This window comes from Rhizobacter terrae (genome assembly GCF_003852895.1).
Taxonomy (GTDB): Bacteria; Pseudomonadota; Gammaproteobacteria; order Burkholderiales; family Burkholderiaceae_C; genus Albitalea; species Albitalea terrae.
Map to the genome: position 1 here is coordinate 838,316 of NZ_QUSW01000002.1, position 22,447 is coordinate 860,762.

Annotated in this window: 23 protein-coding genes; 2 read left to right on the plus strand and 21 right to left on the minus strand. The window is 66.6% G+C overall.

The genetic code is table 11. The features are described 5' to 3' along the window. Window positions 1-24 precede the first annotated feature (24 nt). The 21 genes from DZC73_RS10960 to DZC73_RS11060 form a co-directional block, all read right to left on the minus strand. Window positions 25-1,332 (minus strand): response regulator, encoded by a 1,308-nt coding sequence (locus tag DZC73_RS10960; protein ID WP_124540246.1) that lies wholly within the window; start codon window positions 1,330-1,332, stop codon window positions 25-27. 150 nt (window positions 1,333-1,482) lie between these two features. Continuing rightward, entirely contained in the window at window positions 1,483-1,956 is a 474-nt protein-coding gene (locus tag DZC73_RS10965; protein WP_124540247.1) for a metallophosphoesterase family protein, read from the minus strand. A 12-nt stretch (window positions 1,957-1,968) separates the two neighbouring features. Continuing rightward, window positions 1,969-2,331, minus strand: coding sequence for a nuclear transport factor 2 family protein (locus DZC73_RS10970; RefSeq protein ID WP_124540248.1), 363 nt, complete (start codon window positions 2,329-2,331; stop codon window positions 1,969-1,971). Between the two features lie 156 nt (window positions 2,332-2,487). Beyond that, window positions 2,488-3,144 (minus strand): PEP-CTERM sorting domain-containing protein, encoded by a 657-nt coding sequence (locus DZC73_RS10975; protein WP_124540249.1) that lies wholly within the window; start codon window positions 3,142-3,144, stop codon window positions 2,488-2,490. A 162-nt stretch (window positions 3,145-3,306) separates the two neighbouring features. After that, the gene (locus tag DZC73_RS29560) at window positions 3,307-4,398 is read right to left on the minus strand and encodes an AgmX/PglI C-terminal domain-containing protein (RefSeq protein WP_133309064.1); all 1,092 of its coding nucleotides are present in this window, start codon (window positions 4,396-4,398) and stop codon (window positions 3,307-3,309) included. Further along, the gene (locus tag DZC73_RS10985) at window positions 4,398-4,883 is read right to left on the minus strand and encodes an ExbD/TolR family protein (protein WP_235835073.1); all 486 of its coding nucleotides are present in this window, start codon (window positions 4,881-4,883) and stop codon (window positions 4,398-4,400) included. Before DZC73_RS10985 ends, DZC73_RS29560 begins: the two co-directional genes overlap by 1 nt. 13 nt (window positions 4,884-4,896) lie before the next feature. Continuing rightward, window positions 4,897-5,391 (minus strand): ExbD/TolR family protein, encoded by a 495-nt coding sequence (locus DZC73_RS10990; protein ID WP_124540251.1) that lies wholly within the window; start codon window positions 5,389-5,391, stop codon window positions 4,897-4,899. 21 nt (window positions 5,392-5,412) lie between these two features. Beyond that, window positions 5,413-6,060 carry a MotA/TolQ/ExbB proton channel family protein gene (locus DZC73_RS10995; RefSeq protein ID WP_124540252.1) on the minus strand — a complete coding sequence of 216 codons (648 nt, stop codon included), beginning with the start codon at window positions 6,058-6,060 and terminating at the stop codon, window positions 5,413-5,415. Between the two features lie 73 nt (window positions 6,061-6,133). Next, window positions 6,134-6,475 (minus strand): hypothetical protein, encoded by a 342-nt coding sequence (locus DZC73_RS11000; RefSeq protein WP_198414822.1) that lies wholly within the window; start codon window positions 6,473-6,475, stop codon window positions 6,134-6,136. Next, window positions 6,472-7,218, minus strand: coding sequence for a tetratricopeptide repeat protein (locus tag DZC73_RS11005; protein WP_124540253.1), 747 nt, complete (start codon window positions 7,216-7,218; stop codon window positions 6,472-6,474). Before DZC73_RS11005 ends, DZC73_RS11000 begins: the two co-directional genes overlap by 4 nt. After that, the gene (locus tag DZC73_RS30460) at window positions 7,205-10,009 is read right to left on the minus strand and encodes a tetratricopeptide repeat protein (protein WP_124540254.1); all 2,805 of its coding nucleotides are present in this window, start codon (window positions 10,007-10,009) and stop codon (window positions 7,205-7,207) included. Before DZC73_RS30460 ends, DZC73_RS11005 begins: the two co-directional genes overlap by 14 nt. After that, on the minus strand, window positions 9,993-11,867 hold the full coding sequence (locus tag DZC73_RS11015) for a tetratricopeptide repeat protein (protein WP_235835074.1): 1,875 nt from the start codon (window positions 11,865-11,867) through the stop codon (window positions 9,993-9,995). The genes DZC73_RS30460 and DZC73_RS11015 overlap by 17 nt, the downstream gene beginning before the upstream one ends. A gap of 36 nt (window positions 11,868-11,903) precedes the next feature. Beyond that, window positions 11,904-12,524, minus strand: a complete 621-nt coding sequence (locus DZC73_RS11020; protein ID WP_124540256.1) for an AraC family transcriptional regulator — start codon at window positions 12,522-12,524, stop codon at window positions 11,904-11,906. Between the two features lie 19 nt (window positions 12,525-12,543). Continuing rightward, a complete protein-coding gene (locus DZC73_RS11025) occupies window positions 12,544-13,698 on the minus strand; it encodes a DUF3570 domain-containing protein (protein WP_235835075.1) in 1,155 nt (384 codons plus the stop codon). Continuing rightward, complete coding sequence (locus tag DZC73_RS11030) at window positions 13,685-13,933, minus strand: DUF4266 domain-containing protein (RefSeq protein ID WP_124540257.1); 249 nt, start codon at window positions 13,931-13,933, stop codon at window positions 13,685-13,687. The genes DZC73_RS11025 and DZC73_RS11030 overlap by 14 nt, the downstream gene beginning before the upstream one ends. Continuing rightward, on the minus strand, window positions 13,930-14,454 hold the full coding sequence (locus DZC73_RS11035; RefSeq protein ID WP_235835076.1) for a peroxiredoxin family protein: 525 nt from the start codon (window positions 14,452-14,454) through the stop codon (window positions 13,930-13,932). The genes DZC73_RS11030 and DZC73_RS11035 overlap by 4 nt, the downstream gene beginning before the upstream one ends. 14 nt (window positions 14,455-14,468) lie before the next feature. Beyond that, a complete protein-coding gene (locus tag DZC73_RS11040) occupies window positions 14,469-15,116 on the minus strand; it encodes an outer membrane beta-barrel domain-containing protein (RefSeq protein ID WP_124540258.1) in 648 nt (215 codons plus the stop codon). A 33-nt stretch (window positions 15,117-15,149) separates the two neighbouring features. Beyond that, window positions 15,150-15,914 carry an outer membrane beta-barrel protein gene (locus tag DZC73_RS11045; protein WP_124540259.1) on the minus strand — a complete coding sequence of 255 codons (765 nt, stop codon included), beginning with the start codon at window positions 15,912-15,914 and terminating at the stop codon, window positions 15,150-15,152. A gap of 24 nt (window positions 15,915-15,938) precedes the next feature. Next, window positions 15,939-16,568 (minus strand): hypothetical protein, encoded by a 630-nt coding sequence (locus tag DZC73_RS11050; protein WP_124540260.1) that lies wholly within the window; start codon window positions 16,566-16,568, stop codon window positions 15,939-15,941. A 16-nt stretch (window positions 16,569-16,584) separates the two neighbouring features. Further along, window positions 16,585-19,578, minus strand: coding sequence for an HzsA-related protein (locus DZC73_RS11055; protein ID WP_124540261.1), 2,994 nt, complete (start codon window positions 19,576-19,578; stop codon window positions 16,585-16,587). Window positions 19,579-19,624: 46 nt separating this feature from the next. Continuing rightward, window positions 19,625-20,638: an FAD:protein FMN transferase gene (locus DZC73_RS11060; protein ID WP_124540262.1), complete on the minus strand. Its 1,014-nt coding sequence runs from the start codon at window positions 20,636-20,638 to the stop codon at window positions 19,625-19,627. A gap of 475 nt (window positions 20,639-21,113) precedes the next feature. Here DZC73_RS11060 and ccmA point away from each other — a divergent pair, with 475 nt between their 5' ends. Together ccmA and ccmB are read left to right on the plus strand one after the other, a co-directional pair. Beyond that, window positions 21,114-21,770 (plus strand): cytochrome c biogenesis heme-transporting ATPase CcmA, encoded by a 657-nt coding sequence (gene ccmA / locus DZC73_RS11065; RefSeq protein ID WP_124540263.1) that lies wholly within the window; start codon window positions 21,114-21,116, stop codon window positions 21,768-21,770. Window positions 21,771-21,776: 6 nt separating this feature from the next. Then, window positions 21,777-22,445, plus strand: coding sequence for a heme exporter protein CcmB (ccmB, locus tag DZC73_RS11070; protein WP_124540264.1), 669 nt, complete (start codon window positions 21,777-21,779; stop codon window positions 22,443-22,445). The last annotated feature ends 2 nt before the right edge of the window (window positions 22,446-22,447 follow it).

A 22,447-nucleotide genomic window follows, 5' to 3' on the forward strand; every position in this document is an offset into this window, starting at 1 on the left:
GCGGCAGCGCAGCGACTGGGGGGCTCAATTCACCAGGGCGCCGTGCTGGGTTTCGCCGTGGTTCATGGCCGAGCGAATGTGCGCGATGAGGGCATCGTCCTCATACGGCTTGCCCAGCAGCACGCTCACTCCTGCCTCGCTCGCATCGTTGCGATGCCGATCATCGGCCGCCGTGATCATGATGACCGGGATGTGGGCCGTGGCCGGGTTCTGGCGCACGTGGCGGGTCAGCTCGAAGCCGTCCATGCCGGGCATTTCCACGTCGGTGATGACGATGTCGGGCACGGTGGCGCCCAGTTGCGCCACGGCGTCCAGGCCGTCGGTGGCATAGGACACCTGGTACTGGTGCTGGGTGAGCAGGCGGCCGGTCTTCACGCGGACGATCTTGGAGTCGTCGGCGATCATCACCAGCGTCTCGCCAGGGCTCTTGCGAGCGGTTCGCGCAGCGGGCTTGCTGGCCTCGGCTCGTGCGGCTGCCTCGGCAGCCAGGCGCGCGGCTTCCTGCGCCGCGGCCTGGGCGGCCTCGGCCCGAGCCACCTCTTCCGCGGCCATGCGCAGCGCCTCAAGGCGCGCCGCCTCCGCGGCGGCCTCGCGTTCGGCACGCTCTCGCGCAGCTTGTTCCTCGGCCTGGCGGCGGGCTTCCTCGCGCGCGGCGTTGGCAGCAGCGATGCGGGCGGCCTGCTCTGCCGCGGCAATGCGGATGGCTTCTTCGCGTGCGGCCAGTTCGGCGGCCAAGCGGGCGGCTTCCGCGCGGGCAGCTTCGAGCCGCGCCGCTTCGATGCGTTCGGCTTCCTGCCTGGCGGCCTCCGCACGCGCGGCTTCTTCAGCGGCACGGCGCTGGGCGGCTTCGCGTTCGGCCTGGATGCGGGCGGCTTCGGCGCGTTCAGCCGCTTCCGCCGCACGGCGTTCCTGTTCGGCCTGGCGGGCTTGCGCCTCGGCCTGGGCACGGCGCTCGGCCTCGCGACGTGCCGCTTCCGCGGTGCGCGCCGCCTCGGCACGGGCATGGGCCACGGCCGCGGCGGCAATGCGTTCAGCGTCCTTGCGGGCGGCCTGCTCCGACGCCTTGCGCTCGGCCTCGACGCGGGCGGCTTCCTTCTCGGCCCGGCGTGCGGCTTCGACACGCGCCGCCTCGTCGGCGGCGGCCTTGCGGCGGGCGTGCTGCTTGGCGGCCTCTTCAGCGGCCAGGCGCTGCGTCTGCGCGCGTGAAGCCTCGGCCGCCAGGCGGCGTGCCTTGTGCTTGGCCTTGGCCCGAACGTAGACGCGGTGCACCACCCAACCCACGACCAGGAGGATGCCGACACCGATCAGCAGCCACTGCAAATACTCGTCCATGAAGATCACGCCAGAAACCACAGAGATTTGCTGAGCATAGAGGCGAACCGGCCGGGGCAAAGCGTCAAAGTGGACGATTGCGCGGGACCTATTTCTCGAAGTCGCGCAGTTCGCACGTGGCCAGAACGAACCGTTACCCGGCGCACCGCTTCAAGGCGTTGGAGCGGGCTCCAGCGCAAGGATGCGCGCCTGCACCGACGCCCCGTCCACCACCAGTTCCGCCAGCGTGATCGGCAGCCGGAAACGGCGCGGTCCGGCACTGCCGGGATTGACGAACAGCACCTCGCCGCGCCGGTCGATCACCGGGGTGTGCGAATGTCCCGACACCACCACCTGCACGCCTGCGGATTGCGGGTCGATGTCCAGGTCGTGCAGGTCGTGGATGACGTAGATCGAGACATCCTCCACACGCAGCATCCCGGTCTCGGGCAGTGCCCTGGCCCAGTCGCCCTTGTCGTTGTTGCCGCGCACCGCGGTCACCGGCGCCAGCAGCGACAGGTCGTCCAGGATGCGGGCCCCGACGATGTCGCCGGCATGAACGATGAAGTCGCAGCCGTGCAGGGCACGCACCGCCTCCGGGCGCAGCAGGCCGTGCGTGTCGGAGATGAGGCCGATGCGTCGCATGGCTTGTGCGGCTCAGCCGGGCACCTTCTCGCCGAAGGCGAAGGAGGCGTGGCGGATCAGCCCGTCGCGCACCTCGTAGACGCACATGAGGGGCACGTGGCCACGGCCCTCTGGAAAATTGCGCGTGACCACCTCCTGGTCCACCACGATGTGCCCCATCACCAGGCGCTGCACGAGTCGCGCATGCAGGTCGGGCTCGGTGAAGCGCTCGACCATCCGCGCGCGCATCTGCGCGTGGCCGCTGGCGAGCAGCTTGCCGGGCAGCTCGAATTGCTGCGCATCGGGCGCGTAGGTGGCCAGCCAGGCGTCGAGGTCGTGGGCGTTGTAGGCATCGAGCTGGCGCTGGATGACGGCTTCGGGGGAGTGGTGAGTCATCGTCAAGTTCAAGATGCGAAAAGGATCAAGTGACGCCCGCGGAACCGGCTTTGCCGGTCCGCAGGGAGGCGCCCCTTGGGGGCAGGAGCGGAGCGACTGGGGGGCTCAAAAAACTCAGGGGCCCGAAGGCCCCTTGATGCGCGTGGCCGTGCGTCGTCAGCTTCGACGGCGGCGGGCGACGAAACCGACGGCTGCCAGGCCGGCCAGCATCAGCGCATAGGTCTCGGGTTCCGGCACGGTGGTGGCGACGCCGGCCACGCCCACGTCGAAGCCGTACCAGTACTCGTAGACCGGGTTCGTCCAGGAGATGCTGGTGAAGGTGCCCTTGAACTGCACCGTGCCGTTGCCCTCGCGGCCGAAGACGTCCTGCCCCGACACGATGATGGGCGTGCCGCCATACTCAGCGCTCGGGCCGCCGCTCACGAAGGTGGGCACCGCTGAGCCGAGGAAGTGGAAGCTGGCGTTGATGCCGCCCTGCCCCAGGCTCCAGATGGCCATGACCGGGTCGACCACGGCCTGCGAGAAGGTCAGCGTCTGCACGCTGCTGTCGCCGCCGGTGATCTGCAGGATGCCGTTGCTGGCGGTCGGCGCGTTGTTGACGACCACGCCGTCGGCAAAGGTGGGCGTGGGGGTGTAGCTGGGATAGGGGTTGTAGACGTTGAGTGCCGGACCAGAGTACGTGACGCCGATGGGGCCGCCCGTCGTGGTGATGGTGCCGGCGCTGGTGGAGGACCAGGTGTTCCAGTCGATCGGGGCTGCCTGGGCGGCGCCTGCGCAAAGTGCCGCGGCGAAGGCAAGGACATGCATCTTCATGAGCGGATCTCCTCGTTGGAATTCGCCGAGTCTAGGCCTGAGCACCGCCCCCACCCACCCCCCTGAATCAGTGGGACAGGGTATTCATCAAGCCGTCATGCAGCGTGCCAAAGACAAGAGGGCCCGAAGGCCCTCTTGTCTTGTCGGGTCAATGCGAAGACCCTACGACGGGAAGAAGTCCAGCGGCCAGGACACGGTGGTGACGTCCACGTCCTTGGCGCCGAAGTCCAGCGCCTTGATGCGGGCGATCACCTTGCCCTCCAGCTCCGGCGACTTCAGCTCGCTGGAGATGAGGTGGCAGTCCACGAGCTGGCCCGAGGGCGCGATCTTCAGGCTGATCACCATCTTGCCCTGCAGCGCCGGGTCGTCGCGCAGCGCACGCTGGTAGATCGCGAACAGCGCGCCCTTGTTGCGCTCCATGACGAGACGGATATCTTCCAGCGAGCGCGAGGCCTTGCCGGAATTGCCGCGCTGCATCGTGCCGCCGGCCTTGGTGCCGCCGCCACCGCCCACGCCGTCGCCATTGCCGCCGCGCGAACCGCCGCCGCCAAATCCGCCACCACCACCACCACCGGCCACGCCTTCGACCAGCGTCGTGCCGCGGCCTGCCAGGCCGCCGCCACCGGTGTTGCGGCTGTAGGCCGCGGTGTTGATGCCCCCGCTGCCGCCCTGGGCCTTGGAGGTGATCAGTGCACGATCGGGCAAGCCGGGTTCGTTGCCCGCGCCCACGCCCACCCCCGTGCCGGTACCGACGCCCGGCCCCGGCTTGATGTTCTGGTTGAGCTGGACCGCCGTGGGCACCTGCACCGACACCGAGGTGGAGTTGTCCGCGAACAGGCCAACACCCGAGGCCTTCTTGCGGGCGTTCTCCAGCGCCTCACCCGGCGGCTTGTTGGGCACCGGCACGCGGGCCTCGGGCACACGCTCGGCCTTCTTGGGCGGCGTCTTGTCCCTGGGCGGCTCGGGCTTGACGCCCTCCTTGACCACGCGCTCTTCCTTGATCGGCGCTTCCTTCTTCGGCGGCGGCGGCGGAGGCACGGGCTTGTTCTCCAGCACCAGCTTGGCGATGCGCGGGGGCAGCTCCGCCGGCTTGGCCCGGTCGGGCGGCGGCACGTTCAGGAATCGGAACAGCAGGCCGAACAGGATGACGATGGCCAGCACCGTGCGAAGCACGCGCTTGTAGCGCTCTTCGTCCGCCGTGGCGATGGACCACGGCAGGACGTTGTCGCGGAATGACACAGCGAGCGTGCTCATCATGCGTCCTTCCGGCGAACCGCGAACGAGACGTCGCTGAAGTTCGCCTGGGCACAAGTCACCATGATCTTGCGCAGCAGGCTGTAGGGAATCTCCTTGTCACCCATGATGGTGACGTTCTTGCTCACCGCCTCGTTCTCCTTGCGGATCACCTGGCGGTTGGCCTGGATGTCGAGCTCGGCCTTCAACGGCTCGATGAGATCGCCCGGCTGGTTGATGACAGCGGCCACGTCGGCGACCTTGCGGCCGTCGACGATGATCTCCTGCGCGCTCACCACGACGATCACCGTCTCCTTGGGCTGCTTCTCGGCGATGGAGTCGGGCAGCTTCACCGCCTTGGGGCTGGGCAGCAGTTCGACGCCGCTGGCGCTGGACAGCAGGAAGAAGATGAGGATGGTGAACACGTCGATGAGGGACACCAGGTTCATGTCCACCATCGTCTGGTTGCGGCTGCGCCGTTCGGCGCGCTTTTGAAGTGGGGTCATCGGCATGGTGGCCTCACTTCTTCGCAATCGGCGCATCGCCGATCGAGATGGCGGGGAACAGGTCGGTCACCGTCGCCTTCGAGCCGTTCCAGGTCTTGGTCATGCGCATGGTGTCCATCACCTGCACGAGCGTGTCGTACGGGGTGTTGGGCTGCGCGAGCAAGGTGGCTTCCAGCTTGTCGGGGAACTTGGCCTTGATCTGGTACATCGTCAGCGACAGCGTCGCGAGGTCATAGCCCTTGGCGGTGTTGGGAATGCGCTGGATGAGGCCGCCGATGCGGTCCCCCACCTCGATGGCATCAGGACGGAGAACCACCTCGAGCTTGAGGTCGTTCTCCTTGAGCTGCTCCACCCCGCCCGAGCTCTGTGCCGGCAGCGACAGGTCGATCACGGCAAGCCGCGTGAACACCGCTGTGGACAAGAGGAACGGGACGAGCACCACGATCAGGTTGATGAACGCGGTGATCTCCAGGTGGGCCGCATGCTTTCGCAGGCGTCGGACACGCATGATGAATCTCCTGCGTGCTGCTTACTTGCCTTGCTCGGCCTTGATGCGCTGCACCAGGTTGAGGAAGCTGATCTTGGCGGCCTCCAGGCCGTCCACGATCTCGCTGGTCTTGGACTGCAGGAACGAATGCACCAGCAGGAAGGGAATCGCGACCATCAGCGCGAAGGCGGTGTTGTTCATCGCGATCGAGATCGAGGCCGACAGCATTTCCGCCTTTTCAGCCGGGTTCACCTGGGCCACCGCGGTGAAGCCCTTGATCAGGCCGATGATGGTACCGAGCAGGCCCACCAGCGTGATCACGTTGGCGAAGGTGGCGATGTAGTGGGTGCGCTTTTCCAGGCGCGGCACGATTTCCATCATGCCCTCTTCCATCGCGGCGTCGAGGTCTTCGCGGCGGCCGGGGCTTTGCATGCGCACCAGGCCGTTGTTCACGATCTTGCCGATGGCCGCGTCGCTCTTGGAGGTGAGGTTCAGCACTTCGCGGAACTGGCCTTGCTGCAGCATGGGCAGGATCTGCGCCCACACCTTGCGGTTGTCCGAGCGCGCGCGGTTGAGGATCAGGAAGCGCTCGATGGCGATCGCCAGGCCCAGGGCCATGATGAGCAGGCTGGGGTAGATGAACAGCCCGCAATCCTGGAAGAACTTCACTGCCGTGTTGAACGCATTCATGTCAAATCTCCGTTACCAACTTTTTTGCTCGATTGCAGGTTTCAAACCACTGACGTCAAAACAAATCCAAAACTCACTTTGCAGCCGGCGCTGGTGCTGCCGGTGTCGCCGCTGCCTTAGCAGCGGTCGCAGGTTCAGCATCGCGCGGGAAGGCCAGCGCGTCGTACTTCACCTGCCTGCGGAATACGTCACGATCGACGGGCGCCAAGGCTTCGTCGAGCACGCTCACCAGGGGCCGGCCCGAGAGGTCGCCCGGCGCGGGCTTCTTCCAGGGCACGATGTACAGGACCTTGGGCAACTCGCGGTTGCCGATGATCTTGGTGCTGTCCACCTCGACCTTGTCCTCGGCGAAGGCCGCGCCGGCCAACAACGCCGTACAGGCCGCGATCAGCAATTGCAGTGACGCATGTTTCATGCCTTCTCCTTCTTCGCCGCATTGTTCGGCGCTTGCTTGCGATTCTTCAGATCCGCGATCCATTTGGTTACGACAGCGTCACCTCCTGGCGTGAGCGCGAGATATCTGTCGTACAGCTCCAGCGCACGCGGGCCGTTCCACAAATAAATGTCATTCAGGATGGCGAGGTTGAGCACCGCCTGCGCGTAGTTCGCATCGAGCTCGATGGCCTTCTCGTAGGCTTCGCGCGCCTTCGTGAACTGGCCGTTCATGCGGTATGTCACGCCCAGCTGGTTGAAGTACACGGGCTGCCTGGGATTGAGCGTGGTCGCCTTCTCGAAATCGGTCACCGCCTCGGGCAGCTTGCCGGCCTGGCGATGGATCACGCCGAGGTTGGCGTAAGGGCCTCCGAAGTCGGGATGCGCCGCCGAGATGGCCTTGAACTGCCGCTCGGCGTCGTCCATGCGGCCCGAGCGCAGCGCGCGGCGGGCTTCGTCGTAGGTGCGCTGAACGAACGGGTCGACCGGCGCTTCGGGTTCCAGCGGCTTGGCCGCGGCGACGGGTGCCGAGCCGGCCTTGGCCGGGGCAGCGGCTGCCGACGTCGCAGGTGCACTGGCCGAGGGCGACGGCGCCATCACGCCCTTCACCGCATCGGTCACGCTGCTGGCTGCGGCCTTCAGCGGGTCCGTCACCGAGGCACAGCCGGCCATCGCGAGGCAGAGCGCGACGGCACTCAGGCGCTGCATCAGGTCAGCGGATCGCATCGATCACTCCTTCGCTGCGTTCGGGCTTGCCGTAGCGTGCGGGGCGCAGTTCCTTGAGCGCCGTGAAGCTGTTCTTCACCCATTGGTCGTAGACACCCTCGGCCGTACGGCGCACGTTCAGCTCGTGCAGCTCCATCGCCTTTTCCTCGAAGGGGAACGCCTGTTCTTCCAGGAGCACGTTGTACTGCTCCAGCTCCAGCTTGGACAGCTTCTTGGGCCGCTGCGAACTCATCATGGACTTGCCGAAGTCCTGGTAAAGCGCCGCCGTCTTGTAGGTGGATGCGGTGACCGCCTCGGCCACGCCGTAGTCCGACGCCACCGCGTAGGCCTTGAGCACCTCTTCCATCTTGGCCTTCTTCAGCTTGAGGTTCTTGGCCAGCGGCTCGACCAGCGCGACCTTCTTGTACGACTCGTACACCGGCTCGGCCATGGCCAGCGCGCCCATTGCGCCCAGGTAGCGGGTGCGGTTGGTGCGGGCATTGCCGGCGTTGCGGTCGATGTCGTAGATCTCCTTCATCAGCGCGAACTCGCGCTGCGGATTGCCGTCTTCCTTGGCCACGCGCGCCAGGCGGTAGCGGGCTTCCAGCGACAGCTCCAGCGGCTCGGGGTTCTGCTTGAGGTACAGCGTGTAGGCCTTGGTGGCCGCGGCACGGGCGCCGGCCTTCTCATGCAGCTCGGCCGCCTGCCACAGCGATTCGCGGGCGACTTTCGGGTCCTTGCTCGTGGCGGCCATGCGCTCGAACTCGCCCGCGGCCTGGCCCCAGCTCTTCTTCTCCAGGTAGGCCACCGCGAGCTTGTTGCTCACGTCGGCCTGCAGCGGATGGTTGGGGTAGCGCTGGCGGAAGTCCTCCAGCGTGCGGGTGGCCCCGTCCCAGTCCTTCATGCCGATGAGCGCGGCGGCCGCGTCGTACTGCGCGGTCGCGCGCACGGTCGACTGCGGCGCGACGGTCGCGACGCGGTTGAAGTGCGCCACCGCCTCGGCGGCCTTGCCGTCCTTGCGCGCCTGTTCGCCCTGCTTGTAGACCGATGCTGCCAGCCGCTCGACCAGGTCGTTGCGGCCCGCTTCCTTCTCGGGCGTCAGGGCCAGCACCTCACCGTAGGCCTTCTCGGCCTTGAGGTAGTCGGCCTTGTCGAAGGAATTGTGGGCGATCACCGTCCACGCCACCTTGCGGTTGGCGGGCGTGGCCTGCGGCTGCAGGTCCAGCACCTGCTGGGCCACTTCGGCGGCGCGGTCGCCTTCCTTCAGGTTGAAGAGCTTTTCCGATGCATTCGTCAGCACCGGGCCGGTGCGCGGATCGCTGCTGAACTCCTTGCCGAAGCGCAGCGCGCTTTCCACGCTGGTCTTCTGCAGGGCCGGCAACTGCGCCGCAGGGGCGGTCTTCTCCAGCTGCGCGTACGACAGCAGCGCGGAGTAGCCTGCATCGGCACTCTTGTCGTGCTTGGGATAGCCGTAGGCCGACTTCTCGTACTCGACCGCGGCCTCGGCGAACTTGCTGTCTTCGCGCAGCAACTCGGCCAGCAGGAAGTTGTTCTTCGCCGTCGCCGGATCCTCCGGGAAGGACGCGATGTAGGCGCGATACCACTTCACCGCCTCTTGATAGTCGGCCGAACTCTTGGTCTTCTGCGCGGTGGCGTGGTGGTAGCGCGCCAGCTCGGTCAGGTGGGTCTTCACCAGCGGCTGGGCGTTCTCCCAGCCGGCCGGGTTGGCACGGCGGAAGTCGCTGCCCACGCCATAGGTGGACACATAGCTCTTCTTCGCTTCCAGCGCCAGGGTGCCGAAGCCGGACTCCTGGTAGATGTCGATCACGCGCGCTTGCAGCACCGGCGCCTGCGCATGCAACGGGTGCAGCTTGACGAAGGCGCTGAAGGTGTCGGCCGCATCCTTCACCCGCTCCTGCTTCATGTACAGCTCGCCGAGCTGCTGGTAGACGCGGAACTCGTAGGAACGGCGGTCGTCGGTGGTGATGTAGGCGGGAATCGAATCCGCGCCCTTCAGGTTCTGCAGCGACAGGCTGACCACGCGGAAGGTGTCTTCCACCAGCTCGCGGTCGGCGCGCGACAGGTCGGGCAGCGTCTCGAGCGCACCTTCGTCGCGGTTCGCGATCTTCAGGTCCAGCACGCCGAAGAACGGATGCAGCGCGTCCTCCAGCTTGCCCTGCTTGAACATGGACCAGCCCTGCATGAACAGCGCGCGCTCGCGGAACGGCGTGTTGGCATCGCTCTTGAGCACGGTGGCATAGGCCACTTCGGCTTTCGGGTAGTCCTTCAGCGAGAACAGCAGCTCGCCACGGCGGAAGTGCGCTTCATCGCGGTAGACGGTATTCGGGTATTCCGTGACCAGCCGGTCCAGCGTCTTGAGCGCCACTTCCAGCTCGCCCGTCTGCTCCTGGGCACGCGCGAGCTGATACAGCACGCGGTCGTTTCCCGGGTCCTTCGGGTAGGTCTTGAGGTAGTCCTGGTAGCGGGCGACGGCGGCCTTGTAATCGGGCACGGCCGGGCCCTGGCCGCTGGCGCTGCGGTTGTCCGCGCTGTCCATCTCCAGGTCGCCCAGGCGGCGCATCGCCTCGTTGCGCTGCGGCGCGCGCGGGGCGATCTCCAGGAACTTGCGGTAGGCCGCGATGGCCTTTTCCTCGCTGCCTTCGAAGGCCCGATCCTTGTCGACCGAGACGGTGCGCGTGGCCAGCACCTTCAGCGTGGGCTCGTTGTCGGGCGTGCCCGCCACCTTCTTGCTGGTGGAACAGGCGGCCAGTGCGCATGCGGCGATCAGCGCGAGGCTATGGCTTGCTCGCATTGTCCGCCCCTTGTTGGTTGGCCTTGTCGACCAGTTGCGCGACCGCGAATTGCGCCTGCGTGACGTAGGCCGTCAGGCGCTCCTTCTGGTGCGTCAGCTCGGTCACGGCGATTTCCTGCACCACCTGCTGCTGTTCCTTGGTCAATGCGGCCACACGCGGGATCAGCGCGTCGATGCGCTGTGCCAGCTCGGCAATCCGCTTGGCAAACGCCTCGTGGCGCGCGGGCTCGTCCTTCTGCGCCTGCTGCAGCGCGGCATCGCGGCGGCGTGCTTCTTCCAGGCCGGCGTTGGTGTCGCGCATGCCCTTTTGCGCCGACCACACGCGGCCCGGGTACTCCTGCGACAGGCGCCACACCAGGGCGCCCTTGGCCAGGCGGGCGCGCTCGCGCGCGGACTCGAATTCGGGCTCGGTGCCCATTTGCTTGAGCGCCGCCTCGACGCGGTCGAGCCGCTCCATCAGGTCTCGTTCCTTCTCGTCGGCGAAGGCCACGCCGTCCTGCTTGGACTCGGCGTCCTTCAACTCCTCGGCCAGCGCATCGCGGCGCTTGTGCAGCGCGTCGATGCCGATGTCCTTGGCGCTTTCCAGCACCTTGGGCAGGCGTTCCTTGTAGGCATTGCGGCGGTTGGTCAGCATGTCGTTGAACACGCCGAGGTTGTCGCGCCAGCCTTCGAGGTTGGTGGCGAGGAAGCGCAGGTCGCGGTAGTTCTTGAACGCTTCCTGGAACTCATGCTGCGCCAGCACCTGCGTGAGGTGGCCGGCATGGGGCATGTCGGGCAGGCGATCGATCTTCCAGAACCAGCCCATCTCGACACCGGGGTTGGTCTCCATCAGCCCGTTGATGAGCTTGCCCGCGCGGATGGCGCCGATGCTCTCGTCCAGGCTCTTGTCTTCTTGCGCGAAGGCGGTGATGGCGTTGTTGTACTCGTCCAGCGACTGGCCGTAGGCGCCCAGCTGCGCGTAGGCATAGGGCACGGCAATGCGCGCTTCGAGCACCGCGGAATCGCTGATGTCGCGCTTGACCAGTTCCAGCCAGGGCACGAGCGCGGCCTCGGGCTTCTTCAGCGTGGCCGCGGCCCAGCCGAAGCCCAGCAGCGCCTTGTTCGACTGCATGCCGTTCAGGCGCACGCGTTCGAGGTAGGTGCGGGCATCTTCTGGCCGGTTCTCCTGCAAGGCGGTGAAGCCCAGGGCCACGTTGGCCTTGTCGCGCAGGCTGCGGATTTCCTCGTTCTCCGCTGGCGCCTTGCCCAGCTCGTCGAGCATGGTGGTGCCTCGCGGGGCGTCACCGCTCTTGACCAGCGCCACGCCCATGTTGAAGCGCACGTAGCGGCTGGGCTCCTTGGCGGCGGCCATCGCATTGAGCGCTTCCACGGCGCCGGCGTAGTCGCCGCGCGCCATCAGCAGGTTGGACTTGAGCAGCACCCGGTCGACCTCGAGTTCGCCCGGCAGCTTGCCTTCGATGCGGTTGACCGCTTCCTCGGCCTCGGCGTTGAAGCCGCGCTGGTAGCGGATCTTCGCGAGGTAGAACCACGCGCGGTCGCGCACAGAGGGCTTGACGCCCTTGTCGATGAGCCGCGCGAAGATCTCGCCGGCCTCGCGGTGCAGCCCGAAGGAGAGCATCAGCCCGCCGCGCAGGATCTCGGCGTCGTCGTCATGCGGCGACATGCGCTCGAAATGCTGCGACACCATGATGCTGGTGATCGAGCTGAAGTAGCGGTCCTGGTAGAAGTAGAAAAGGCCGTCGCCGTAGTGCGGCGCCTGCACGATGTTGGGGGGTGCCGGGGGCGCGTCGGCCGCGTGCGTGCCGCCGGCGCAGGCGAGTGCCAACGCCACCATCGACACCTTCGCCAGCCGCTTCATCCCGTGACCCTTCATGGACCTGGATTGCATCGGCGCTTACTGCCAGACCTTGACTTCGAACTCGGGCTGCAGCTTCTTTTGCGAGTCCTTGATCTGCAGCTCGATGTACTTGGGCTCGGTGCCCTTGTCGAACTTGACGGTGGTACCGCGCTTGTAGTCGCGCTCGTGCGTGCCCTTGCCGGTGAAGAAGGCAATGATCTCGTGTGTGCCCTGCTTCAGGTTGCCCAGGTACACGCGCTGCACGCCGCCGCGGTGCAGCGCCGTGACTTCCAGCGGTGTGTAGAGGTAGTTGGTGACGATCTTGTCGTCCAGCTTCACCTGCACCGAGTCCAGCGAGAACATCACGCCCACGTCCATGGACACGAACACCGCCACCTGCGTGTTGGCCGGAAACAGCAGTTCCTCTTCCAGCACCAGCAGGTCGCGGTTGAGTTTGATGACATCGGACTTCACGTCCTGCACGCGGTTGTCCAGGCTGGCGGGCGCGGCGGCCGAGGCGGCTTGCGCAGGCGCGGCGGCTTGTGGCTCGCTGGCCGCGGCGGCTGGAGCCGGTGCGCTCGCAGCCGCGGCAGGCGCTGCCGCATCCGCGGCCCAGGAGGCCGAACCCGAGGCCATCACCACTGCCAGGGTGAGCACCCTGAAGAAACGATTCGACATTGCAACGACTCTCTGGTTTCTAGTAAGTGGCCGACAGGTAGACCTGCACGATGTTCGCGTTGAACGAGTACAGGCTGCCGGTTCTCAGGTCGGTGAAATCCTTGTAGCGGTACTGCACGAGCTCCCAGGCGCCGTTGGCCTTGATCTCGTACTTGCCCGGCACCTTCTTCCACAAGTAGCTGAGCTTGGCGCCCAGTCCCACGCTGTCGAAGGTGCCCAGCTGACGGTTGCGCGAGACGTACAAGGTCTCGCTTTGCGCGTTGTCGCTGTAGAACAGCGCCTTGCTCTGCTTGTAGTAGCGCAGGTAGGCATCGGCCAGCCACAGCTCGCCGAAGTAGCGGCTGTAGCCGCCTTCCAGCGTGTGCGCCTTGATGGCCCAGTTGTCCCAGAAGTAGCGGTACTCGGCATGCATTGCGTTGCTCGAGCCGAGGTCGCCGTTCACGCGGAACTTGATGGCGCGGCTGGAACGCGTGCGCGGGTTGCGCTCGGGCACGATGGCACCGAACACGCGGGCCGCACGGTAGGGGCTGCCGAGGAAACCGTCGTCGGAGATGGCTTCGAAGTTCGCCGCGGCAATCCACTTGGGCGTCAGCACCTGCGTGAGGCCGAAGCGGTACTGCCAGTGCGTCACCACATCGGCGAACTCCGGCGAATACTTCTTGAGCACCGTGTCGGACCCGCGCGTGAAGCCCATGCTCACCGTGCTCATGCCGCCGAACACTTCCTGCGACACGTCGATGCCGAAGGCGTTGGCCGTGTAGTCGGGTTCCTTGCTGTGCGACAGCGACAGCGACATCAGCGTGTCGCGGTAGGCGTAGTCGGCGCCGAAGTCGTAGGACGTGCGGCGCTCGCTGTACGGGCTCGCGGTGGTCACCACGTCGATGGAGGCATTGCTCACCTGGTCGACGTAGTAGCCGGCCGAGAGCGACACCTTGTCGGCCACGCTCTTGCGCACGAGCAGCGCCGGGCCGGTGGCCGTGACGCCGCCGCCCTTGTAGACGTGGAAGAGGCCTTCGGCCCTGTCCTCGGGCAGGTCCACCGCGCGGGCGCCGTGGGCCGCGAGCAGTCCGCCGCCGATCACCAGCGCCACCCGGCGCAGCGACTCGCGCGAACGCAGCGTGCGGCGCAGCGGCGCCGACCATTCCAGCCAGCGGCCGAGCTTAGTTGCAGCCACAGCCGCCTCCTTGCACGCCGGTGGCGCCACGCGAGCCTTCGCGCACGTCGCGCACGTGCTCGCGGTGCTTCTCGGCGAGGCTGTCGCGCGAGAACTTCATGATGGGGTCGGCCAGGCGCTCGCGCTCGTACGGCTTCACCCAGGGTTCGATCTCACCGATCTTGCGCACGCTGGCGCAACCGGTCATCAGCAGCGCGGCCAGCGCGATGAATGCCGACAGTCTGAGCGTCTTCATTCCTTGACCAGCTCCCGGATCTGCTTGTCGTAGTTGTCCTCGTAGCCGTCGCGGTAGCCGCGATGCACGTAGCGGACCTTGCCGTCGCGGTCGATCACGACCGTGCTGGGCATGGTGCTGAGGTCGTAGAGCTTGCTGACCTTCTTGTCGTTGTCCAGCAGGACAGGAAAGTGCAGGCCCAGCTTGTTGGCCACGCCGATGGCCTTCTCGGGCTCGTCGTCGATGTTCACGCCCAGCATGACGAAGCCCGAGGCGCGGTACTTGTCGTACAGGCGGTTGAGGTGGGGCATCTCCTGGCGGCAGGGGCCGCACCAGGTCGCCCAGAAGTTCACCAGCACCACCTGGCCGCGCAGTTCCTGCAGGCGCAGGTTCTTGCCGTCCATGGTGCGCAGCGTGAAGTCGGGGGCCTTCTGCGACGGTGCAACCGGTGTTGCCTGCGCGACGGCACAGCCCAGCGCGAGGGCAACGGCCGACAGGGTGAGACACGCGCGATGAAGCCTGGCGTGAAGCATCGTGGACATCCTTGGTTGCTGCATCAGAAGAAATAGGAGAAGCCGGCGCTCAATTCAATGTTCTGCGTGTTCTTTCGCTGGCCCAGCAGGTCCAGCGAGAAGATGTGGTCACGCAGGTCGACCTGGACCGACATCTTGTCGGTGAGGAACAGGCGGTTGCCCATGCCGACGTTGAAGGTCTGGCGGCGCTGCTCGACGAAGCGCGTGCTGCCCACGCCGGCAATGAGGTACAGCGCCGAGGCCTTGGCCCGCTTGCTGCCGATGAACACCTCGCCGGGCAGCACGTTCCAGCCCACCGACAGGTTGTAGTAGCTCAGCTTCTGCTTGGGGCTCGTGAAGATGCCCGAGGGCAGGATGTTGCGGAAGTCCTCGTCGCTCACCTTGGTCTGGGCCAGCACGCCCTCGACGAAGATGTCCTCGGTGATGTGGTAGCCCGCGCGCAGCCCGCCCACCAGGCTGGTGCCGAAGTTCTGCGTGGCGTAGGTGCCGATGAACGCGCCGATCTCGAAATCGTTCGACGGGAACTTGGGCATGTGCACGTCGCGACGGTCGATCTCGGGGTTGATGACCTGCTCGTTGGGCGCCTTGTCCGCCGGCGTGGACTGGGCGAACGCGGCCGGAGCCAGGAGCGACGCGAGGACTGCGGTGAGGGCGAGGTGTTGGATGCGCATGTTCTTGTGGGTGTGTTGGCGTGGAGGAGGACGTCAGAAGAAGAACGACAAGCCCACCGTCTTGGCCTTGTACTCACCCGAGCGGGTGTCGGCGATGAAGGCGGTGTACAGCGTGTAGTCGGCGCGCAGGACGAAGCGGTCCGTCAGGTAGTAGCGCACGCCGATGCCTGCGTTGGACAGCTTCGCGTCGGTGTTGACGGCGCCCACCAGGCTGATGTTCGGGTAGTTCTTGAACTTGCCGAAGCCCACCGCGAAGTACGGCGACAGGCGCTTGTCGGACCACGGCTCGATGGTGAGGTTGGCGTGCCAGAAGTTGGTGCCCGAGAACAGGCCCTGCACCTGGCCCACCGTGCCTTCCAGGCCGATGGTGTCCGTCAGCCGGTAGGCCGTCCACAGTTTGAGCATGGGCTCGGCCTTGAAGCGGCCGATGGACGCGCCCAGCTGCACGCGGCGGTTGAGGTAGTCGTCCACCAGCACGTCGCGGAAGGTCTTGGCGCCGCCCGCCGTCGTGAGCGTGGTCTCCAGCTGCTTGCGGTGCACCCAGCCGACCTTGCCGCTCTCGGTGCGCACCCGGTACCAGTCGGTGTGGCGCATCTCGATGGTGATCAGCTCGTCGCGCGCGGCGACGTGGAACACCGGGTAGCCGCGGCCGGCGCCGGTATGCAGCTCGATGAAGGGGTCGGTGATCTTGACCTGTTCAGTCGTGGGCGCGTCGTCGGCCGCCTGTGCAGCAGACATCGCGCCCAGCGCTGCCGCACCGGCCAGAAGAAGCTTCAGGCAACTAGCACGAACATTCATGAGAGAGCTTTTGGACCGTCGTTGTTATTGGGTGTTGCAGGTGCCTGTGGCGGCATCCGGCGGGGTGAACATCACGTTGGCCGCGCTGCTGAACTCGTCCTGTCCAGTCGGCACGGGGTGGGAAATCCAGTAGGAAATCAGCTTGACATTCGGGTCATTGGCGTCGGAAAAGATCTGCCCGCCGCCATGGAAGAACGAGCCGATCAAGAGCGGCTTGGCCAGCAGCTTGCTGTTGGTCGGCGAGCCGTTCACCACCTCGCCATGGGCCGAGTAGTAATTCTTGTACATGTCGGACGTGCGGACCACATCCGGCGTGTTGGCCGGGTTGGTGAGGTCCACCGCCGTGGCCGCGGGCACGAGGCGGAATGCGCCGCCGGTCCCGGTCACGGTGTCATGGCAGCCGGACGCCGAACAGGTGTTGACCGCGCCTGACGGGTTGGTCAACTTCGCCAGGAAGATCGGGTTGATGCACTTCTGGTAGTAGATGAACGACAGCTTCTGGCCGCCGCCGCCCGGCGGGTTCTCGATGGTGGACGGGTTGCCCAGCGGGCTGCCGCCGCCACCGCCGCAGCTCGCCAGGCCGGTCGCAAGCGCCAGGCCGGAGAGAGCGGCCATGGCGCGGGGAGATGTCAGTCGTGTCTTGTACTTCTTCATCTCGTGTTGTCGAAACTCAGTGGCATCCCGACTGGATCCAGTTCAGGATGGTGTTGTAGTTCGCGCTTCCCACCGGCAGCACTGCTGCCGTCTGGCCCGTTGCACCGGCCGGGTGCGGCACGGTCGACGGCTTCTTCAGCAGATAGCTCGAAGCCGGCGAGCATACGTCGGAGATCATCGTCAGTGTGACGTTGAAATCCCCCTCCACGTCGCCCGTCAGCACGTAGCGGTTCTGGCGGAAGGTGGTGCCGGTGGACTGGCCGTTGCTGCCGATGGCCTGGTGGCAGGTCGTGGCGCAGTTGGCCAGGATGATCGGGTACACCTGCGACTCGAAGGTCGTCTGGCTGAGCGTGTTGATGGTGCGCACGCCGGAACCGCTGTTGAACGGGTCGTTGTAGTACTTGCCGCCCAGGTCGATCCACTCGGCCACCAGGCGCTTCTCTGCCAGGTTCAGCAGCTTGGAGTGGTCGGGTGCGGTGTTCGGCGGGTTCGGGTGCAGGGTGCGGGTGTCCGCGCCGGCCTTGAGGTTCTCACCCCACAGGATTTCCACCAGGCGGCTCTGGCGCGACAGGCCGTCCGCATCGCCTTCGCTGGCCATGGTGCTCACCATCGCCGGCTGGCGCACGATGACGGGCACGCCTTCCTCGATGCGCGTCTGCGGCAAGCCGGTGACCGGGTCGATCACCGGGTCGCCGACCATCAGGCGCTCGTACGAGGCCATGCGTCCGGTGCCGGTGATGGTGGAGGCCAGGTTCAGCTTGAGCGGGTCACTGTGGCAATTGGTGCAGGTATCGGCACCGCCCACGCCGCGCGCCACCGTCCACAGCGGGGCGATGTGGTCGGGGTAGTTGATGACACCGTTGGTCGGGATCGTCGTGTTCAGCTTGTCGCCCGTGCTGTTGCCGGTGTAGCGCATCTCGATGGAGGCGCGCTTGACACCGCCCTTGGTGGTGTCAGCCCACACGTCGTCGTAGACCATGTCTTGCGACAGGGTCAGCAGCGCCGGGTTCAGGCGGGTGCGGGTGCCGGCCTGCGTCTCGCCGGCCATGTGGGCAGTGCTCAGGCTGTCGACGGCACCGGCCGGAATGCTGTTGGCCACGTTGCCGGAGTTCAGCGCACCGCCGCGGCGCGGGCTGTGGCAGCCATCGCAGGTGCGGCGCTCGCCGGGGCGAACCTGGATCCAGTTGGTGTGCGTCTGGAAGGCGCGGCCCTTGGAATCCACGACCGCCAGGGCGATCGGGGTGTCCGCCGGCACTTGCAGCTTGAACGAACCGTCCGGCTCGATGGGCGCGTAGCCCAGGATCTGCTGCATCTCGAAGTCGGTCTCGCCGATGGCGCTGCGCAGGCCCATGGAGCTCTGCACCGGGGCCACCGCGCGCACGACGCGGATGAAGCGGGCCGGAGCGCAGCCGTAGGCAGCCTGGGCCGGGTCCTTGATCTTGGAGATGTCGGCGACCTGCGAGCGGGTGTCTTCCGGATCCGTCGGCGTGGTCTTGGCGATCGCGGTCGTGCAGCCGGCCGGCAGGTCGGCGGCGGTGATCACGTTGTCGCCCATGCGGCCGAGGCCGTCGGTGTCATACACGGAACGCACTTCCAGCAGCCCCATGTTGGCCGCGGCCAGCGTCGGGTCGACGTTGGTCGGGTCCACCTGGTTGGGCTCGGGACGCTCCTGGATGGCCACCGGGTCGGTGTACATGAAACCCGCCGGCGGCGTTGCCACCACGCGCATCTGCTGCGTGGCCGGGTCGAACATGTAGATGGCGTAGTTGGGGCGGACGTTGTCCTTCACCGAGTCGGCTTCGATCTCGGTGTTCAGGCGCATGTCGTCGGCCAGGCGGTCGAGGTCGGCCTGCGGCAGGTTGGCGCACAGGGTTTCCACGCCGTCCTTGGTCACCGCGCAAGGCTTGTAGGCCAGCAGCACACGGTCGGTGCCGTCCCACAGCGGGTACGGCGTGGTGATGCGGCCGTACTTGGAGATGCCGCCGCCGAGGTTCAGCGCGTTCTCGGTCATCTGCTTCTGGCCGCCCACCGAGGCCACCTTCGGATTGACCGGGGTGTTCTGCTCGGAGTAGTTGGCCGCGTCGATGAACACCAGGCCACCGCCTTCATGGGTGCGCGACAGCGGCATCAGGTCCGACGACAGGAAGCCGGCGTACTTGCCCTTGGGGTCCATGTCGCGCGGGTGCAGGAAGCTGTTGCCTTCGCTGTGGGCGCCGTACAGCACGAACATGTCGGTGCCGTCGGGCTTGGCGCGGAAGACCTTGAAGTGGTTGCGTCCGCCCACGTGGTCCCAGCGCGAGAACATGATGTCGCCGTTGGGGCGCACCACCGGGTTGCGGTCGTGGCTCTGGTTGAACGAGGTCTGGGTGATGTTCTTGCCGTCCACGTCCATCATGTGGAGGTTGAACACGCGCTCGCGCTCGTACTCGTCCAGGGCGTAGTAGCTGTGTCCCAGCGCCTGATTGACGTGCGACTTGGTCTGGCGGTTGGAGCTGAACACCACGCCGCGGCCGCCGGGCAGGTACACCGGGTCGACGTCATCGTCACCGCTGCTGCTGGTCAGGCGCTTGAAGGTGCCGGCGGTGAGGCCGCCCTTCGTCATGTCGTATTCCCAGATGTTCCAGGCGCCGGTGCAGGCCGGGCCGCCGTCGATCGTGGAAGTGTTCGACGCCGGGCACTTCATCGAGAAGATGATCTTCTTGCCGTCGTAGGACACCTCGGGGTCGGAGGCATCACCCTTGCCCTGCGTGAACTGGGCGGTGATGTTGTGCTCCGGCGCACTGGGAGAGGACTTTTCCCGGATGAACAGGTCGCCGCCGGGCGCCGAGGGCGCGCCGTTGGTGGGGTTCATGCTGATCGTGTTGGCACGCATCACGTAGGCGATGGGCACGTCGCCCTGCACCGTGACGGTGGCCGAATCCGTTCCGCTGCCGCTGCCGCAGGCGACGAGGCCCACGGTGGTGGTGGCGGTCGCGAGCGCCAGGGCGCCCATTCCTCCGAGATATTTCATGGTGTGTGCTCTCCTGTCGAGTTCCAATGAACGAGCGACTTTGGGGTTATTGCCTGACTTGCGGGCTCGCGCCCTGCAGTCCGGTCGAGTAGTGAAGATGTCCTGCGGCATCGACCACCACGGCGTCCACGCCGGGCAGCGATTCCACGAGTTGCATGCCTTGCTCCACGCCCAGCACGAAGACCGTCTTGGACAGCGCCTCGCAGGTGAGCCCGTCCTCGGCGAGGATGGTCACGCTGTGCACTGCAGACGGCGAGCGGCCGGTGCGCGGATCGATGAGGTGATGGTGGCGAACGCCCGCCTTCTCGAAGAAGCGCTCGTAGTCGCCCGAGGTCGAGATGGCCACGTCTTCCAGCGGCAGCACCGCCACCACTTCCGATTCGCGGCGCGGATGGCGGATGCCGATGGTCCAGGGCCGGCCGCGCCGGTCGCCGATGACGCGGCTGTCGCCACCGGCGCTCACGAATGCGTGGCGCACGCCCATGCGCTTGAGGATGGCCGTGCTCGTGTCCACCACGTGGCCCTTGGCGAAGCCACCCAGGTCGATGCGCATGCCTTCGCGGCGAAAACGCACGCTGCGGTCGGCCGGGTCCAGGTAGAGGTGCCGGTAGCCCACGGCCTGGCGGGCCAGGGCGAGGTCATCCTCGCTGGGCTGCACGCCTTCGCGGTAGTCGTACAGGTGGCCCACGCTGGCGTAGGTGATGTCGAACGCGCCGCCGGACAGATCGGAGAACTCGATCGAACGCGACAGCAGGCTGAACATCTCTTCAGAGACGGGGACTGCCCTGGTCCCCGCGTCGCGGTTGATGCGCGACAGTTCCGACTCGGGCTTGAAGGGGCTCATGGCGTGGTCGATGCGGTGCATCTCTGCCATGACGGCGTCGATGGCGGCATTCGCGGCGGCACGATCAGCCGCCCACAGCTCGACCTTGATGGCAGTGCCCATGATGGCCTCTTCGCGGCTGAACCACTCGCCCGCGGCATGGGATGCAGCGGCGCGTGCACGGCCTGAGCCGTAGACGCGTTGGCCGATCCGGGTGGCGCGGGCAGTGCCGATCATGGTTGCTGGAGTCCCCTGTTGGTTGTCTGGAAGCCTTCTCGGGGTCGTCCCTTTGCGCACTCTTGTCCCCCGGATGCGCAAAACCCCTGCCGACGAGTACGCAGATCACGTGCCGGGCCGGTGCGGCGATGTTCGGTGTTCGCAGGCCCGGAAACCCGTCAATACTTGGCAGTTCGGGCCGGCCTTGCACCTTGTAACAGCTCCACAAGTGACGGTTTTTGTGCTGCGGCGCGAGCACATGCGTCATTTGTAACAGCCAGTGTGTTTGGGTTCGTGACAGGGTGTCGCCCAGGAGCGCGAGGGCCGCAAAACAGATGGGAAAATATTCCCAAAAATTTGAGTTGAATCATCGCCCTCCAGGGTGCGCACTCGGCGGCTTTTCGATTCATCTCAAGCTTGGGGACCGGTCCTCCTGTCTCGGCCCGCGACTTGCAACGACAATCGCTTTTTCGCCTGCCCTCCCGTCCGCTTGACCATGTCTGCCGCCACCGCACCGCGCCTGCACGCCGAAGCACTTGCCTGCCGTCGGGGGCTGCGTCTTCTGTTCAAGGACCTGAACCTCGGGGTTGAGCCGGGTCAGATCGTCTGGCTGCGGGGCCACAACGGACGCGGCAAGACCAGCCTGCTGCGGCTGGTGGCGGGCCTGTCCAGCGCCGAGCATGGCGACGTGACCGCTGACGGCCTGCCGGTGCGCAAGTCGGCGGACTTCCGCGAGCGCCTGGTCTTCATCGGCCACCACAACGCGCTCAAGGACGACCTCACCGTCACCGAGGCGCTGCAATTCCTGCTGCGCATCCACGGCCGCCCCAGCGACCTGGCCACCGCGCATGCGGCGCTCGCCGCGCTGGACATGGGCAGCCGCCGCAACGCCTTCGTGCGCACGCTCTCGCAAGGCCAGCGCCGCCGCGTCGCGCTCGCGCGGCTGGCGGTGGAGCCCGCCCCCTCGCTGTGGGTGCTGGACGAGCCCTTCGATGCGCTGGACGTGGACGGCATCGCCCGCCTGAACGGGTTGCTCGAGGGCCATGCCGCGCGAGGCGGCAGCGTGCTGCTGACCAGCCACCTGCCGCTGGACACCGCCCGGCTCTCGCCCACCGAAATCAACCTCGACGCCTACGCGGCGGCCCCCCGCTGACGCCGCATGCGATCACTCTTCCTCGCCCTCTTCCTGCGCGACCTGCGCCTGGCCATGCGCCGGCGCATCGAGGCACTGCTGCCGGTGGTGTTCTTCACGGTGGCCATCAGCCTCTTCCCGCTGGGCGTGGGCCCGGAACACGACACCCTGCGCCTCATCGCACCCGGCGTGGTGTGGGTGTGCGCGCTGCTGGCGGCCATGATGTCGTTGAACACCCTCTACGCCCAGGACCATGCCGACGGCACCCTGGAACAGCTGCTGCTCACCGGCCAGAGCGCGGTGGTGGTGGCCGCTGCCAAGTCGGCGGCGCACTGGGCGCTCACCGGCCTGCCCCTGGTCATCGCCGCGCCGCTGTTCGGCCTGCTGTTCGACATGCACCGCGACTCCATCGTCACGATGACACTGTCGCTCCTTCTTGGCACACCCACGCTGAGCCTGCTGGGCTCGGTGGGCGCGGCGCTGACGCTGGGCCTGCGCAGTGCGGGCGTGCTCATCATCCTGCTGGTGCTCCCGCTGTCGATTCCGGTGCTCATCTTCGGCACCGGCGCCGTGGGCGCGGTGGAAGGCGGGCAGTCGCCGGCCGGCCACTATTCGATACTTGGCGCCTTGCTGATCTTCACCGCGCTGACCGCGCCGCCCGCCACGGCCGCCGCCTTGCGCATCTCCGTCGAATGACA